The 13,018-nt window shown below is 56.3% G+C and carries 13 protein-coding genes; 2 read left to right on the forward strand and 11 right to left on the reverse strand.

The genetic code is table 11. From position 1 onward, the window contains the following. Positions 1 to 7: 7 nt before the first annotated feature. Complete coding sequence (locus GXP58_10430; GenBank protein NOY54014.1) at positions 8 to 406, forward strand: DUF4186 domain-containing protein; 399 nt, start codon at positions 8 to 10, stop codon at positions 404 to 406. On the opposite strand, the gene GXP58_10435 is transcribed toward GXP58_10430, so the two are convergent. From GXP58_10435 to GXP58_10445, 3 genes are all read right to left on the reverse strand, one after another. Continuing rightward, positions 393 to 1,154 carry a septal ring lytic transglycosylase RlpA family protein gene (locus tag GXP58_10435; protein NOY54015.1) on the reverse strand — a complete coding sequence of 254 codons (762 nt, stop codon included), beginning with the start codon at positions 1,152 to 1,154 and terminating at the stop codon, positions 393 to 395. The two genes, GXP58_10430 and GXP58_10435, sit on opposite strands and share 14 nt — an antisense overlap. Beyond that, on the reverse strand, positions 1,087 to 2,526 hold the full coding sequence (locus GXP58_10440) for a glucose-6-phosphate isomerase (protein NOY54016.1): 1,440 nt from the start codon (positions 2,524 to 2,526) through the stop codon (positions 1,087 to 1,089). The genes GXP58_10435 and GXP58_10440 overlap by 68 nt, the downstream gene beginning before the upstream one ends. 201 nt (positions 2,527 to 2,727) lie before the next feature. Continuing rightward, on the reverse strand, positions 2,728 to 3,561 hold the full coding sequence (locus GXP58_10445; protein ID NOY54017.1) for a DUF89 family protein: 834 nt from the start codon (positions 3,559 to 3,561) through the stop codon (positions 2,728 to 2,730). A 251-nt stretch (positions 3,562 to 3,812) separates the two neighbouring features. On the opposite strand from GXP58_10445, the gene GXP58_10450 reads away from it, so the two are divergent. Further along, on the forward strand, positions 3,813 to 4,364 hold the full coding sequence (locus tag GXP58_10450) for a hypothetical protein (GenBank protein NOY54018.1): 552 nt from the start codon (positions 3,813 to 3,815) through the stop codon (positions 4,362 to 4,364). Between the two features lie 163 nt (positions 4,365 to 4,527). Here the strand turns inward: GXP58_10450 and GXP58_10455 are convergent, their stop codons facing one another. The 8 genes from GXP58_10455 to GXP58_10490 all read right to left on the reverse strand — a co-directional run bounded on the left by GXP58_10455 (position 4,528) and on the right by GXP58_10490 (position 12,978). Then, positions 4,528 to 5,313, reverse strand: a complete 786-nt coding sequence (locus GXP58_10455; GenBank protein NOY54019.1) for a DUF1641 domain-containing protein — start codon at positions 5,311 to 5,313, stop codon at positions 4,528 to 4,530. 14 nt (positions 5,314 to 5,327) lie between these two features. Continuing rightward, complete coding sequence (locus GXP58_10460) at positions 5,328 to 6,467, reverse strand: NAD(P)/FAD-dependent oxidoreductase (GenBank protein NOY54020.1); 1,140 nt, start codon at positions 6,465 to 6,467, stop codon at positions 5,328 to 5,330. Positions 6,468 to 6,606: 139 nt separating this feature from the next. After that, positions 6,607 to 6,843, reverse strand: coding sequence for a sulfurtransferase TusA family protein (locus tag GXP58_10465; GenBank protein ID NOY54021.1), 237 nt, complete (start codon positions 6,841 to 6,843; stop codon positions 6,607 to 6,609). Positions 6,844 to 6,869: 26 nt separating this feature from the next. Beyond that, complete coding sequence (locus GXP58_10470) at positions 6,870 to 7,274, reverse strand: hypothetical protein (GenBank protein ID NOY54022.1); 405 nt, start codon at positions 7,272 to 7,274, stop codon at positions 6,870 to 6,872. A gap of 254 nt (positions 7,275 to 7,528) precedes the next feature. Next, a complete protein-coding gene (locus GXP58_10475) occupies positions 7,529 to 8,875 on the reverse strand; it encodes a sigma-54-dependent Fis family transcriptional regulator (protein NOY54023.1) in 1,347 nt (448 codons plus the stop codon). Positions 8,876 to 8,881: 6 nt separating this feature from the next. Further along, positions 8,882 to 10,051 (reverse strand): hypothetical protein, encoded by a 1,170-nt coding sequence (locus tag GXP58_10480; GenBank protein NOY54024.1) that lies wholly within the window; start codon positions 10,049 to 10,051, stop codon positions 8,882 to 8,884. Continuing rightward, entirely contained in the window at positions 10,026 to 11,594 is a 1,569-nt protein-coding gene (locus tag GXP58_10485) for an FAD-dependent oxidoreductase (protein NOY54025.1), read from the reverse strand. Before GXP58_10485 ends, GXP58_10480 begins: the two co-directional genes overlap by 26 nt. 106 nt (positions 11,595 to 11,700) lie before the next feature. Then, a complete protein-coding gene (locus GXP58_10490) occupies positions 11,701 to 12,978 on the reverse strand; it encodes an adenosylhomocysteinase (protein NOY54026.1) in 1,278 nt (425 codons plus the stop codon). Between the last annotated feature and the right edge of the window lie 40 nt (positions 12,979 to 13,018).

Consider the following 13,018-nt stretch of genomic DNA (forward strand, 5'->3'; position numbering starts at 1 on the left):
AAAGAGAATGGAATTCGTATCCGCGAAGCAAAGATGGCCGTCCCTGAAGATTCGACTCGCCCGCTCATCCTTTCGAAGCCGGTTCCGGCTGGACCCGAAGGAGTTCGCGTACCTTGCCGACAAAGGGGATGAGATCATCCGCCGCCATGGTGAGGATTTCATACGGAACCGGCTCGCCCCGGCTTCCCCGAAAAATGACGGTCGGCAGACACCGATGAGAGGTCATCCCGTTTTCACGGCTCAGCATGCCACGGCCACCTGCTGCAGGAGCTGCCTGGCGAAGTGGCATGGAATCCCGAAGGGGGCCCCGCTGACCGATGCGGAGATCAACTATATCGTGGAGATCATCATGGCCTGGATCGGAGAACAGACAACGGATGGACAAGGAACGCTTATTCCGCAGTGACAAAGGTGGAAAAACGGATCGCCTCAAGTTTCCGTGCAAGATGACGGGCATCTGCTTCACGGAGAAACCGGCCGATCCGTACCCGGTAATAGATTTTTCGGCCGTTGTCCCACCGGCGAAGATGGACATCCTTGAAACGTGAGGCAAGGGTCCGCTTCAGGGCCTGGGCATTTTCTTTGTGCAGGAAGGAACCGACCTGTACCGTAAAACGAAGGGGCGTGGGGACGGCTTTCCCCCCTCTCTTGTAATAGCGGTTGTCTCCGAGAGAGAGAATCTCCACCTTCACGGGAACCACACCCTCGTCCACCATGCCGAGGGCCTTGGCCGCCCCGTAGGAAAGATCAATGATCCGGCCCCGCACATAGGGCCCCCGGTCATTGATCCGTACCGTTACGGTCCGTCCGTTGTTCCGGTTGGTGACGCGGACCCGCGTCCCCAATGGGAGGGTCTTGTGGGCGGCCGAGATACCATACATATTGTAGACCTCACCGTTGGCGGTCCGCCGTCCGTGGAAGTCCTTTCCGTACCAGGAGGCGTTGCCGTACTCCACCCGGCGGCCCCCTTCAAGATGGATGCCGCCTCGATGGACGGCACACGCCCCGGAAAACCAGAACAGCAGGAAAACGAAAAGCAAACGCAGACGATACACCGGTCCGGGGCACCCGCCGGAAAGAGGGGGATCAGAGGCCGATGATGTATTTTTCATCTCCCTCCCCCAACTCGGCCATCTCTTCCTTCTGCTCTTCATAACCGGAGCGCCCCATGAGGGCATAGGTTGCGACTTTTCCGTCCTCCACACCGGGCTGGTTGAGGGGATTGATCCGGTAGAGGCCGCCGGAGAAGACCGTCTGAATCTCATACATCATGAAGAGCTGGCCCAGAGTGAAGGGATTCAACTCTTTCAGCGTCAGGGTCAGGTTGGGACGTTTATGGCGGGTCAGGGCATAGCCCGTGGCCTGCTGTTCCGCATGGATCAACTCGTTGAGGGTATGGCCCCCCAAATAAGAGATCCCCTCCATTTCGGGATAGCTGTCCGGGATCTCCATTTTCTCCCGGAATTTTTCCAGGCCGAGAAAGGTGATCACCTTGTCGTTCGGTCCTTCCACATAGAGCTGAATCTGGGAATGCTGGTCCGTCGTCCCTAAAGATTTGACCGGTGTCTGCCCGGCAAAGACCTCCCGGCCGTCAAGGGCCTCCCGTTTCCCCAGACTTTCGGACCAGAGTTGACGATACCAGTCGGCAAAACCGTAGAGGGCATTGGAATAGGGCATCATCACGGAGATCCGCTTGCCCCGTTTGGCATTCAGGATATAGTGAATGGCCGCATTCAGGTAGGCCGGATTCTCCCGGAGTTTCACCTTGCGGCACCATCGCTCCATGAAGGCCGCACCGGCGAGAAGTTCCCGGATGTTGATCCCCGATACCGCAGCGGAGAGGAGACCCACGGGGGTCAGGACGGTGAAGCGTCCCCCCACACCGTCAGGAATCACCAGGCACGAATAACCTTCCCGGTCGGCAACCCGCTTCAGGTTTCCCCTGGAGGCGTCCGTCGTCACAATGATCCGATCCTGATGGTTCTCCCGCCCGACGGCATCAATGAGGGCCTTCTGGCAGATCAGGAAATTGGCCATCGTCTCCGCCGTTCCGCCGGACTTTGTGATTACGTTGAAACAGGTCTTTTTCAGGTCCAGAATATCGAGCAGACCCCGCAGATTGTCCGGATCGACATTGTCCAGGACATAGATGCGCGGCGCCCGTTTACGCCCCGTCTTGGTCAACTCGTTGTAACGGGGATGGTTGAGCGCCTGGTGCAAAGAGGTATTCCCCAGTGCGGAGCCCCCGATCCCCAGGACCACGAAACTCTCACACCGTCTACGGACCCCCTTGGCAATTTCCAGAATACCCTTTACATCCTGATCCGGTAAATCCATGAACGGAAGTTTACCACTCGATTTTTTTTCCTTGATCTGCTGGTGAATCTCTTTGGCCTCCGACTGAAGGGACTCGATCTCTCCATCAAAGACCCCGTGTTCCTCACCCATGAACGAAGCCATGACATGATTATAGTCGAGACGGACCGCCATCTCCTGTTTCCAGACCTTATTCTTATAGGAAATCATTCTGCCTCCCTTCAGGAGTTCTCTCGCCCCGGTTATTACGTACCCCACCACTTTGATGCCGGCAGTACGGATTCCGATAGGATGAAAATGAGGTTATGTTGATATTGTGTGATATTATTGGAAAATGTACCACAGAAAAGAAGATGAATCAAGAAAGTAGCGCAAAAATATTACTTCCTGCAGAAATCCTCTGCGGGGAAATCAAAACGTCAGGACATGGCCGCCCACCCCGACCCCCAGGCTCTCCGCCACGGGAAGGCATTTGGCCTTGAGGAGGAACACAACTCCCGTCCGGATCCCGTAGAGGGTCTCGTAATGTCCCATCCCTTTGGCAATCACCAGGTCGGCACGATCCCAGACCTTTCGGAACTCGGCCGGTGCCTCTTTCAGTGGAAGACCGATCGACGCCACGGTATGGGGGACGATGGGCACCAGACCGGAGAAACCGAGACCTTCAAGATCGACAACGGTCGCATCGTTTAATATCGGCTCCGCCTTGGGGGAGACGATCACCTCCTTGCCCATTTTGAGAAGCTGTTCCACCAGGAGCAGGTCAAAAACAACCTCGCCGCAATTATCGGTCAGGTAAAGGATCGTACGGACCTGCTCCACCTCCTGCCGAAAACGGTCAAAGTGATCGACGGCAAGCCCTTGCCGCAGTTCATCATCAAGAGTCTCCAGGGCATTCCGGGAACCGTCGACCCCGAAATCAATGGCATTACCGGCAATGGCCGCGCATACCGCGGAACGGAGCGTCAGCCCCTTTTCCCGGAGGGGGATTGCAACCTCAGAGGCAATCCGGTTGCTCTTCTCCTTCAAAGCGGCGTAGGGATCCGTCCCTGTTTTTCCCCGGATCGTCCGGTGAATCAACGTTCCCAGTTCCGCCGGGATTTTCCCGGGGAAATCCCGTTGCAGCAGACCGAGGATCTCCTCCATCAGGGCAAGGCGTACCGCCGGATCCTCCACGGCCAGTTCCACGGCATGGGTCGCCTGATCGATGAGACAGCGCACACAAAGGTAAGTCGGAGAAATCATGATACGAAACAAACCTCATACCCCGGGATTCCGGAACCGTCAGGAGTAACACGGACTTCAGCCCCCAGTTTCAAAATTGAGTCATCATATCATAGCCTGTAATCCTGAAACAAGAGACAAACAGCCGACAATTCTTTGTCTGTTTTTTATCTTTACAACAGAGATGGTATAGATAATAATAACCGGATATGCATTTTCAGCGGTCACAATTTTAAGAGGTCCCGGCGTCAGGTATTCATGAGGAGAAAATCATGTTAGATCCCAAAACGGTTACTTTATATACAGGCGGTCACAAAGGCACCGAAGAATATTTTGGAATATCCGCCGAAAAGTGGGGAATGAAAGAGGTGACCTTCAACTTTGAAGGACATGAAATCAACCGTCGGCGGGGATTGAAAATCCTGTCCGAGGAGGAACTCCTGCGTGGCGCCGTCGGCCCGGACATTATCCAGAAACGTATGGAACGTACATTCGCGACCACCCCCATCATGCAGAAAATATTTCAGATCCAGTTTCATATTATCAACAACGGTTATCAGGTTTTCGCTGTCGGCTGGTTATTGTCAAACGGAACGGTCAAAGGCGGCACCGGCTGGGGAGTGGAACTGGCAAAGTTATTCAACCGCCCGGTGCATCTCTTTGAGCAGGAGAGGAAGGAGTGGGTCTCCTGGGTCCACAATGAGTGGATCACGGAGGAACCCGTCATCGCACATAAAACACTGGCCATGACGGGGACACGATATTTGAGCGAAGATGGCAAAGCTGCCATAGATCAGCTCTTCGAACGGTCGTTCAATGGTTAATCGCTGTCGGAAGGACCCCGGCGGACCGGTTCCTGGCATTCACGACAGCCGTTCCACGGGTCGGGAGTAAGTCCGGATGGCGGAAAACCTCAGTCTCCCCTTCCCCTCGATCCGCACATCGACCGCAACGCCCTCCCGGAGGAGGGGAAGGCCGGAAGGGGGTCTACAGCTTGGGTCCGTTCTCGGAATAGAGGCTTTGATGGAAGTGCCGGGCAAAGCTCATGACAAAGAGGAGACTCTGCCGAACCTCGGGATCCCGGGCCGCTTTCCAGAGGGCCGGCAGCCCGGCCTTCTTCGGCTGATCTTTCATCTCCGCCATCGCTTCCTGTGCACTTTCCACCGCCGCACCGATCAGGTCTTGAATCTGGGGGTTCATAAGACGGCTCACCAGATTCTCAAACATGCTCAACATCCGCTCGACGATGCTGTCGGTAAAGGCATGCGTCGTCGAACCGAGAAACGTCGCCATCTGAGTCAGGACTTCCAGACTACCACTGTTAATCAACTCCTCAATCGCCGGCATCGCCCGCATTAGGTCCGCTTTTGCCAGTTCATCCAACAGGGCCATCATCGTTTCCATGTTTGCAGCCATCCGTGCAATGACGCTGTCTCCCATGGAGTTTTTGGCCGCACTGATGAAGAGGGCCACCTCCTTGAGATCATTCAGAGAGCCACTTTGGTACAACTCCGTCAGGGTCCGGACTGATTGCTGCACGGCCTGAAAGACTTCGGGCTTCGCCACCTGATCGGCCAGAGCCGTCAGGGGCTCCATGATCGCGGCCATCCGCTCGATCATGGGGTCGGTTTGTGAATCCTTGTAGGCCTGAATCGCCCCGGCGACCTCCGACAGAGTCTCCGCATGGTTCCGGAGACCATCGATGGAATTCGAACCGGCCTGCATCATCGTCGGTAGATCCGGTTCCCGTAGCTCTTTATTCTGCATGGACATATCGTGCCTCCCTCTCAGAGTATGCCCCGAGCGCTTAACCAGTAAAGGCGGTTGTAGGCCAGTTTGAACCAGTGAATCATCTGAGACGGCTCCCCGGGATTGGGCGGCGTGTTGTAGTTGAACCAGACATAGGTCCCCTCCTCGAGACTGGTTTCCACGAAGCAGAAAACCTTTCCGTCATATCGGCGCCCCGGGCATCCCTCTTTAATCATGCAGATCAGTGATTCCGCAACGGTGTCGGCCTCGAAGTGGGCGGTCGATCCTGCCTTACTGATGGGAATATTGGTGGTGTCCCCCACCACAAAGACATTCTCCTTCCCTGCCATGGTCAGGCTGTGCTTATCCGTCGGGATCCAGCCGTCGGCGCCGAGGCCGGATTCTTCAATAAGGGGCATACCCTTGTGCGGGGGCACAGCAATGAGAAGGTCATAGTCCAGCGTGGATCCTTCCTCGCTGTGAATCTGCTTCTTCAGCGGATCGACCTCCTTCATGTTGAAGAAGGTTTCATACCGGATTCCCCGACGTTCGAAGGCCTTGACCGCCCACTGGGCAACCGGCTCCAGGACATGGACCCGGGCAATGGGATAGGTATAGAAGAGTTCGTACTTCTCTTTCAGACCGTTTTGGGAGAAAAGGTCGTCGAGCATGAAAGTGACTTCCAGGGGCGCCACGGGACACTTATGGGGAACACCGACGGAAACGACAATCCGCCCCCCCTCAAACTCCTTCAACGCCTTCCGGAGTTTTTTGGCTCCGGCAAGATCATAGAACCAGTGCGCGCCCTCCTTGAGGCCGGGGACTTCCTCGGGGACAATTCTGGAACCGGTGGCAATGACCAGGTAGTCGTAAGGGAAGGACCTTCCGCTCTGCGCCGTGACCGTCTGACTCTCGGTGTCGATCTTCACGGCAGGGTCGACGTAGAGGTTGATCAGCGGGTCGAGGAGCCCGCGTTGATCCCGGATAATCTCATCGTCCTGCATCCGGCCAAAGGCGACGTAGAGAAAACCCGGCTGATAGACATGTTTCTCCGAAGCGCTGAGCATGTTGACGGTGACCTCTCCGCTGCGCAACTCGGTCCGCAAACCCCGGGCCAGCAGGTTGGCGACAATCGTCCCGCCTGTCCCCCCTCCGATAATAACGATACGCTTTCCCATGCGATGCCTCCTCTCTGACGGCGTTTCCGACCCACCGTCCATTCAGGCCACACGCTTCATTCAGATCCGGCTCCTTCTGCGATTCTCTCCCCGGGCCGGCCCCGGAATCCGCAAGATGGAGCCCCCTTTATGAGATCATCTATTTAACTTTCTTCACCACGATGCTCCAGAATCCATCCTTTTCTTCGGCGCCGAGATACTCCTGCCCCACTTTGTGGATCCACTCCGGAATGTCTTTGGCGGACCCTTGGTCGGACGAGAGGACTTCGATCACCGTACCGACCGGTTCGCTCTTCATCATGCGGATCAGTTCCATCAGCGGTCCAGGACAGTAGGAATCCCGTGCATCCACACTCTTGTCAATGGTCAGATTCATTTCGCGGCCTCCTTTCGACTACAGGTCTAAAGATTGATAATATTATACCCTTCTGCGTCCACGAGAAACTTCGTCATCCCTGCGACTTCGTCGAAGACGTCCTCCTCAAGGTCCGCCTCCGTCATACCGAGTACCTCCATCGCCATGGGACAGGCATAGATCTTTGCCGCACCGAACTCCCGTGCCTGCCGGAAGAGATCGAGATAGGGGGGAACCTTCTTCGCTTGCAGGACCTTTGAAAAATCCGCCCCGGAGAAACGTTCTTCGTCACCAATCCCCTTCCGGAACTTCCGAATCGCCCCCATAGAGACGAAGAGCAGGACCTCAATCCCGGACACGGCCGCCACCGAGGCAATCATGCCGGCAAGCTGAACCTTTACATAGTCCTCGGATGAGAGGATGATTGCGATCTTTCTTCCCTCTGCCGTCATAAGCCCTCCTTACGCAACCCCTGGAATCTTTCCATCCTTTGCCTTCCTCCCTGTTAAAAAGCAAAGGAGATGCCAAATATTCACAAATATGAATATTTTCGATAACCCGATGATTTGACGTCTTTTTTTTGATTAGTTTGAAAGGAATTTCAACAAGCGGGACGCCCTCGATTTGCAGAAATGAGAATTGAGGCGAAATTCCGGTCGCAAAATTGAGAAGGGAAGAGATGAAGACAAAATTCTTTTGTGGGGGATTATTCTTTCTGTTCCAGTTTCCTGTAGAGCGTCGCCAGACTGATCCCAAGTCGTTCCGCCGCTTTCTGCTTGTCGCAGCCGGACCGTTCAAGAACCCCTTCAATATGCATCCTTTCGTAAACCCGGAGTGCGCTTTTTAGATTTTCTCTGGAGAGGGTCTCGGAGCGGCGATCCCCCTCCAGGAGATTCGGCGGCAGGTCTTCCGGTTGCAGCGTGGGAGGCGTCCCGAGAATCATGCTTCGTTCCATGACATTTTCCAGTTCCCGGATATTGCCTTTCCACCGGTACCCGGACAGAACCCGCAGAACCTCCGGGGAGACATCCCGGAACCGGCGGTTCATTTCAAGATTGTACTTCCGAATAAAATGATTGACCAACAGAGGGAGATCATCGATCCGCTCCCGCAATGGAGGGACCTTGATCTCTACAATATTGAGCCGATAGTAAAGATCCTCCCGGAAGGTCCCGGCATTCATCCGCTCCTGAAGATCCTGATGGGTCGCTGCGATGAGACGGATATCAACCTTGACTCGTTCCGTCCCTCCCACAGGCAGGATCTCCTTTTCTTCAATAGCCCGAAGGAGCTTGGTCTGGAGCCCAACGGAAAGGTCCCCTATCTCATCGAGAAACAGGGTCCCCTCGTTAGCGACCTCAAAGAGCCCCTTCCTGTCTTCCTGCGCATCGGTGAAGGCCCCCTTGCGATAGCCGAAAAGCATGGAATCAAGGAGGGTCGCAGGAATGGCACAACAATTGACGGGAATGAACCGTTTCGCCCGCCGGTCACTCCTGTTGTGAATAGCCCGGGCCACTAATTCCTTGCCGGTCCCGCTCTCCCCCGTAATCAGGACAGTCCCCTTGGAAGAGGCCACCCTTTTGATCAATTCCAGCATCTCCCGAACCGGTTGAGACTGCCCGATAATATCGGAGAAATCGTATCGGCCTGCGACCTCTTCCCGAAGGAGCCGGTTATCCTCGGTCAGGTCGGTGAGTTGAAACAGCTTTTTGATCCGGAAGACGACGTCATCCAGGAGAAAAGGTTTGATGATGTAATCCACCGCACCCTGCCGCAGGGCCTCCACCGCCGTATCGACGGAAGCATAGGCCGTCATCATGACCACCGGCGTGCCGGGCCGGGAGGTCTTAATCCGTCGGAGCAGATCAATCCCGTTTATGCCGGGCATCCGAATGTCGCAGATGACGGCATCGAAAGCAATGCGATCGAAGAGTGTCGAGGCCTCATCTCCGTCGGCCGCCGTCACCGGGCTGTATCCTTCCTCGGCAAGAACCGACGACAGGGATTCCCGGATGGTTGTCTCATCATCAACGATAAGAATTTTCTTTGACATCTTCCCTCACTCCTGTCGACTGCAACTCAATTCCAGGGGAAGGAAAACCCGGAAGGTACTCCCTTTCCCCGGACAACTTTCAACTTCAATTCTACCACCGAGACTTTCCATAACACCGTAGCTGATAAAGAGTCCCAGCCCCGTGCCGCGTCCCACGTCCTTGGTGGTGAAAAAGGGCTCAAAGATCTTCGGCACAATCTCGGGAGGGATCCCCGTTCCCGTATCTGAAATTTCGATGACGACCCATTCCCCGGCCCGGCAAGTCTCTAACGTCAGGGTTCCCTCTCCCTCCATAGCATCGGCGGCATTGATCATCAGGTTCATCAAGACCTGCAACAGGGAATCACGCACCAGTTCCAGCGGGGGGAGCTTAGGATCAAAGTCGGTGACGATCCGAAGCCCGGCGGCCGTCTGGTTGTACTTTAGAAAAGCCAGCGCATTCTCCAGGACCTCCCGCAGATTCACCCGCTCCGTCCCTTTCCGGGCGGGCCGGGAAAAATCGACCAACTCCCGTACGATCCCTGAAATCCGGTTGATATGGGTCAGGATCGATGCCAGCCTTTCTTCGTTCCCGGGATCATCGATCCTGCGCCGGATCAATTGAACCAGCGTGGAGATCGAGGCAAGTGGATTCCCCACCTCATGCGCAATCCCCGAAGCCAGAAGCCCCAAGGCGGCCATCTTCTCCTGGTGAACAAGTTGAGCCTGGGATTCCCGGAGCTGAAGCGTCGCTTCCCGTACCCGTCTCTCAAGTCTCCGTTCGGCTTCCAGAATCTGTTCCATTTTCCGGTCCAGACTGAACATCATATCATTGAAGAGTTCCCCCATCTTGTCGGTGGGATTCTTCGTCGCCGCCTGAAAAACTTCACATTGCCGACAATCCTCTAATGGGTGAACCCGATTATGAGAGGGGGACTTCCCACAGTAGGTCCCGGCAATCTGCCAGCAACGGAGATTGGCGGACTGATAGGCAGGACAATCCTGTCGGAAGCACCGGGTCATCTCCCAACACCGAAGGAGACGGGGATTTTCGAAGCGGGTCTTAAAATCCCGGCTCTGTTCCGCCTCAAAAAAGAGGCGGCCCAATTCCGTGGTCAGCCGTTCGAACTCCGTCTTGCAATCCTTCAGTTCCTTCAGCTCCGCCCGCAGATTACGGACGTTCTCTTCTCCTGCCATGGCATTCCAACCCCTCCATCCCCAGTAAAGACAATACACAATATACCCCATCCAGGGCGGAGCTGACAATTCCCCCGGCATAGCCGGCCCCCTCCCCTAAAGGATAGAGACCTCTCACCGTCACTGAGGCGTAATCCTTTCCCCGGACAAGCCGTACCGGAGAAGAGGTCCGGGTCTCCACACCGATCAGGATTCCGTCCTCGGAGATAAAACCGGGAATTTTCTTCCCCCAGACCCGCAGCGCCCCCTTGAGCCCCGTCGTCACAAAATCGGGCAACACTGCGTGGAGGTCACAGGAGTAGACCCCCGGCCGGTAGGTCGTTTCCGGAAGACTGGACGAAACAGTCCGCCTCAGAAAATCAGTAACCCGCTGTGCCGGTGCGGAGTAATTCTCTCCCCCCGCTCGAAAGGCCGCCTCCTCCCACTTTCTCAGAAAGGCAAGACCTGCGAGAGGCCCCCGGCCCGAAAAGTCCTCCCTGCGAACCGATACCACCAGACCGCTGTCGGCATAGCCGCTTGCCCGGCCAAAACGGCTCATGCCGTTGGTGACGATCCGACCCGGCTGAGAATTAGCTGCAATCACCTGCCCGCCGGGACACATGCAGAAGGTATAGACCCCGCGATCCTGTTTACGATCCCGGTAGGTTAAACGATAACGGGAGGGACCGAGCCTCGGATGACCCGCCCACCGGCCATATTGAACCCGGTCGAGCCTCCCCTGGGGATGTTCAATCCGGACTCCGACGGCCAAGGGCTTTTGTTCCATCGCGACGCCGGCCCGCTCCAGAACGGCATAGGTGTCTTCCGCCCCATGGCCTGTTGCCAAAACGAGCCGGTCCGTTTCAATTTTTTCCCCGTTCTCCAACCCAAGACCACACAACCGGCCATTCTTCACAAGAATTCCGGTCATCCGGCTTCCAAAACGGACTTCGCCCCCGAGAGACTCAATCTCTTTTCGCAGGGCAACAATCACGCCCCGAAGCCGGTCGGTCCCAATATGAGGATAGGCCTCGTAGAGAATTTCCGAAGGTGCCCCGGCTTTTACAAATTCGGAGAGAAGCCAGGGAATCATCGCCGACCGTTTTCCCGTGGTCAGTTTTCCGTCGGAGAAGGTCCCGGCCCCTCCCTCTCCGAAACAGACGTTGCTCTCGGACCGGAACACCCCCTTCGACCAGAAGGTGGAGACATCCCGGACCCGTTCCTGCATGGGACGTCCCCGTTCAAGAACGATCGGCTCCGCCCCCGCCCGGGCCAGGAGAAGGGCGGCGAAGATCCCGGCGGGACCAAAGCCGACGACGACCGGCCTTTTATAAAAACTTTTCTTGTGAAGTACGAAAGGCGGCCCCGGAGGCATCACGATTTCGGCCGAAATACCTTCTTTTTCTCTGATGATCTTGAGGAGTTCTTCTTCCCCATCCGCGGAAATTTCAACCGTATAGAGAATGCGAACATCGTGACGTGCATCAATGGAACGTTTCAGAATGTGGAGGGAACGGATCCGGCCGGAGGGAATGTGGAGAAGGTCGGCCAGCACATCTTTCAAATCCCTGCGATCTTCGTCAGGAGTGAGCCGAATTTCTCGAATTGAAAAAGGCATGATGATTCATAAAAAGGGGAGCCCCCGGCTTTTTGGGGGTCCCCCTTTTTATTCAGGTTCCCATATTCCAGGAGGAGAGGTACTTCTGCTGCTCCTCCGTCAGTTCGTCTATGGAGATTCCCATGGTGCTGAGCTTCAGGGAGGCGACCCAGCTGTCGATCTTCTTGGGAACCTCGTAGACCTTCCTCCCAAGCTTCCCCTTTTCCTGTACGGCATATTCGGAGGCGAGCGCCTGGGTGGCGAAGCTCATGTCCATGACACAGGCGGGATGCCCCTCGGCGGCGGAGAGATTGATCAGGCGCCCTTCGGCCAGTACGTAGATCTTCCGCCCGTCCTCCAGGATATGCTCGTCGACGAAGTTGCGTACATCCTTCCGGACCGACTTGGAGATGTTATTGAGGGCCACGAGATCGAGTTCGACGTCGAAGTGACCCGAGTTACAGACCATGCAGCCGTCCTTCATGACCCTGAAATGTTCTTCCCGTACGACGTGTATGTCGCCGGTCAGGGTGCAGATCAGGTCGGCAATCCGGGCCGCCTCGATCATCGGCATGACCCGGAATCCGTCCATGGCCGCCTCGATCGCCTTGACCGGATCGACCTCGGTGACGATGACGTTCGCACCCATCCCCCGGGCACGGTCGGCAAACCCCCGTCCGCACCAGCCGTAACCGGCGGCAACCACGGTCTTGCCGGCAAGGAGTATGTCGGTCGCCCGGATGATCCCGTCGAGGGTCGACTGCCCCGTGCCGTACCGGTTGTCGAAGAGGTGCTTGGTGTCGGCGTCGTTGACGGCGATCACCGGAAAGAGAAGGGCGTCGTCCTTTTCCATCGCCTTCAACCGGATCACACCGGTGGTGGTCTCCTCCATGCTGCACACGATCTGCCCGGCCAGCTCCGGATGGTCTGCATGGATGGTCGAGACCAGGTCGGCCCCGTCGTCCATTGTTATGTTGGGACCGTGCTTGACGGCCGCCTGGATATGGCTGTAGAAGGTGTCCCGGTCCTCCCCCTTGACCGCAAATACGGGAATCCCGTAATCCCGAACGAGGGAGGCCGCCACATCGTCCTGTGTGGAAAGGGGGTTGCTGGCACAGAGAAGGACGTCGGCGCCGCCCGCCTTCAGCGTCCGGACCAGATTCGCCGTCTCCGCCGTCACATGGAGGCAGGCGGAAATCTTCAGTCCTTGGAAGGGGAGTTCCTGCTCAAAACGGGCCCGGACCTCCTTCAGGACCGGCATGTCCTGATCGGCCCACTCGATTCGCCGTCTCCCTTCGTCGGCAAGTTCCGGCGCCGCAATATCACATTTGGTCGTTGTTTCCGTTGCCATCGGTTCTTCCTTTCCTCTGTTTGTTTACACCATGAAGGAC

The sequence above is a fragment of the Deltaproteobacteria bacterium genome (assembly GCA_013151235.1).
Taxonomy (GTDB): Bacteria; CG2-30-53-67; CG2-30-53-67; order CG2-30-53-67; family CG2-30-53-67; genus JAADIO01.

Excerpts from the sequence above, each read along its gene's own strand:
- GXP58_10490 (NOY54026.1), bottom strand. The coding sequence starts at position 12,978 with ATGGCAACGGAAACAACGACCAAATGTGATATTGCGGCGCCGGAACTT.
- GXP58_10445 (NOY54017.1), bottom strand. The coding sequence starts at position 3,561 with ATGATTTCTCCGACTTACCTTTGTGTGCGCTGTCTCATCGATCAGGCG.
- GXP58_10435 (NOY54015.1), bottom strand. The coding sequence starts at position 1,154 with ATGAAGAGCAGAAGGAAGAGATGGCCGAGTTGGGGGAGGGAGATGAAA.
- GXP58_10465 (NOY54021.1), bottom strand. The coding sequence starts at position 6,843 with ATGAATCTGACCATTGACAAGAGTGTGGATGCACGGGATTCCTACTGT.
- GXP58_10480 (NOY54024.1), bottom strand. The coding sequence starts at position 10,051 with ATGGCAGGAGAAGAGAACGTCCGTAATCTGCGGGCGGAGCTGAAGGAA.
- GXP58_10460 (NOY54020.1), bottom strand. The coding sequence starts at position 6,467 with ATGGGAAAGCGTATCGTTATTATCGGAGGGGGGACAGGCGGGACGATT.
- GXP58_10455 (NOY54019.1), bottom strand. The coding sequence starts at position 5,313 with ATGTCCATGCAGAATAAAGAGCTACGGGAACCGGATCTACCGACGATG.
- GXP58_10450 (NOY54018.1), top strand. The coding sequence starts at position 3,813 with ATGTTAGATCCCAAAACGGTTACTTTATATACAGGCGGTCACAAAGGC.
- GXP58_10475 (NOY54023.1), bottom strand. The coding sequence starts at position 8,875 with ATGTCAAAGAAAATTCTTATCGTTGATGATGAGACAACCATCCGGGAA.
- GXP58_10430 (NOY54014.1), top strand. The coding sequence starts at position 8 with ATGGAATTCGTATCCGCGAAGCAAAGATGGCCGTCCCTGAAGATTCGA.
- GXP58_10440 (NOY54016.1), bottom strand. The coding sequence starts at position 2,526 with ATGATTTCCTATAAGAATAAGGTCTGGAAACAGGAGATGGCGGTCCGT.
- GXP58_10470 (NOY54022.1), bottom strand. The coding sequence starts at position 7,274 with ATGACGGCAGAGGGAAGAAAGATCGCAATCATCCTCTCATCCGAGGAC.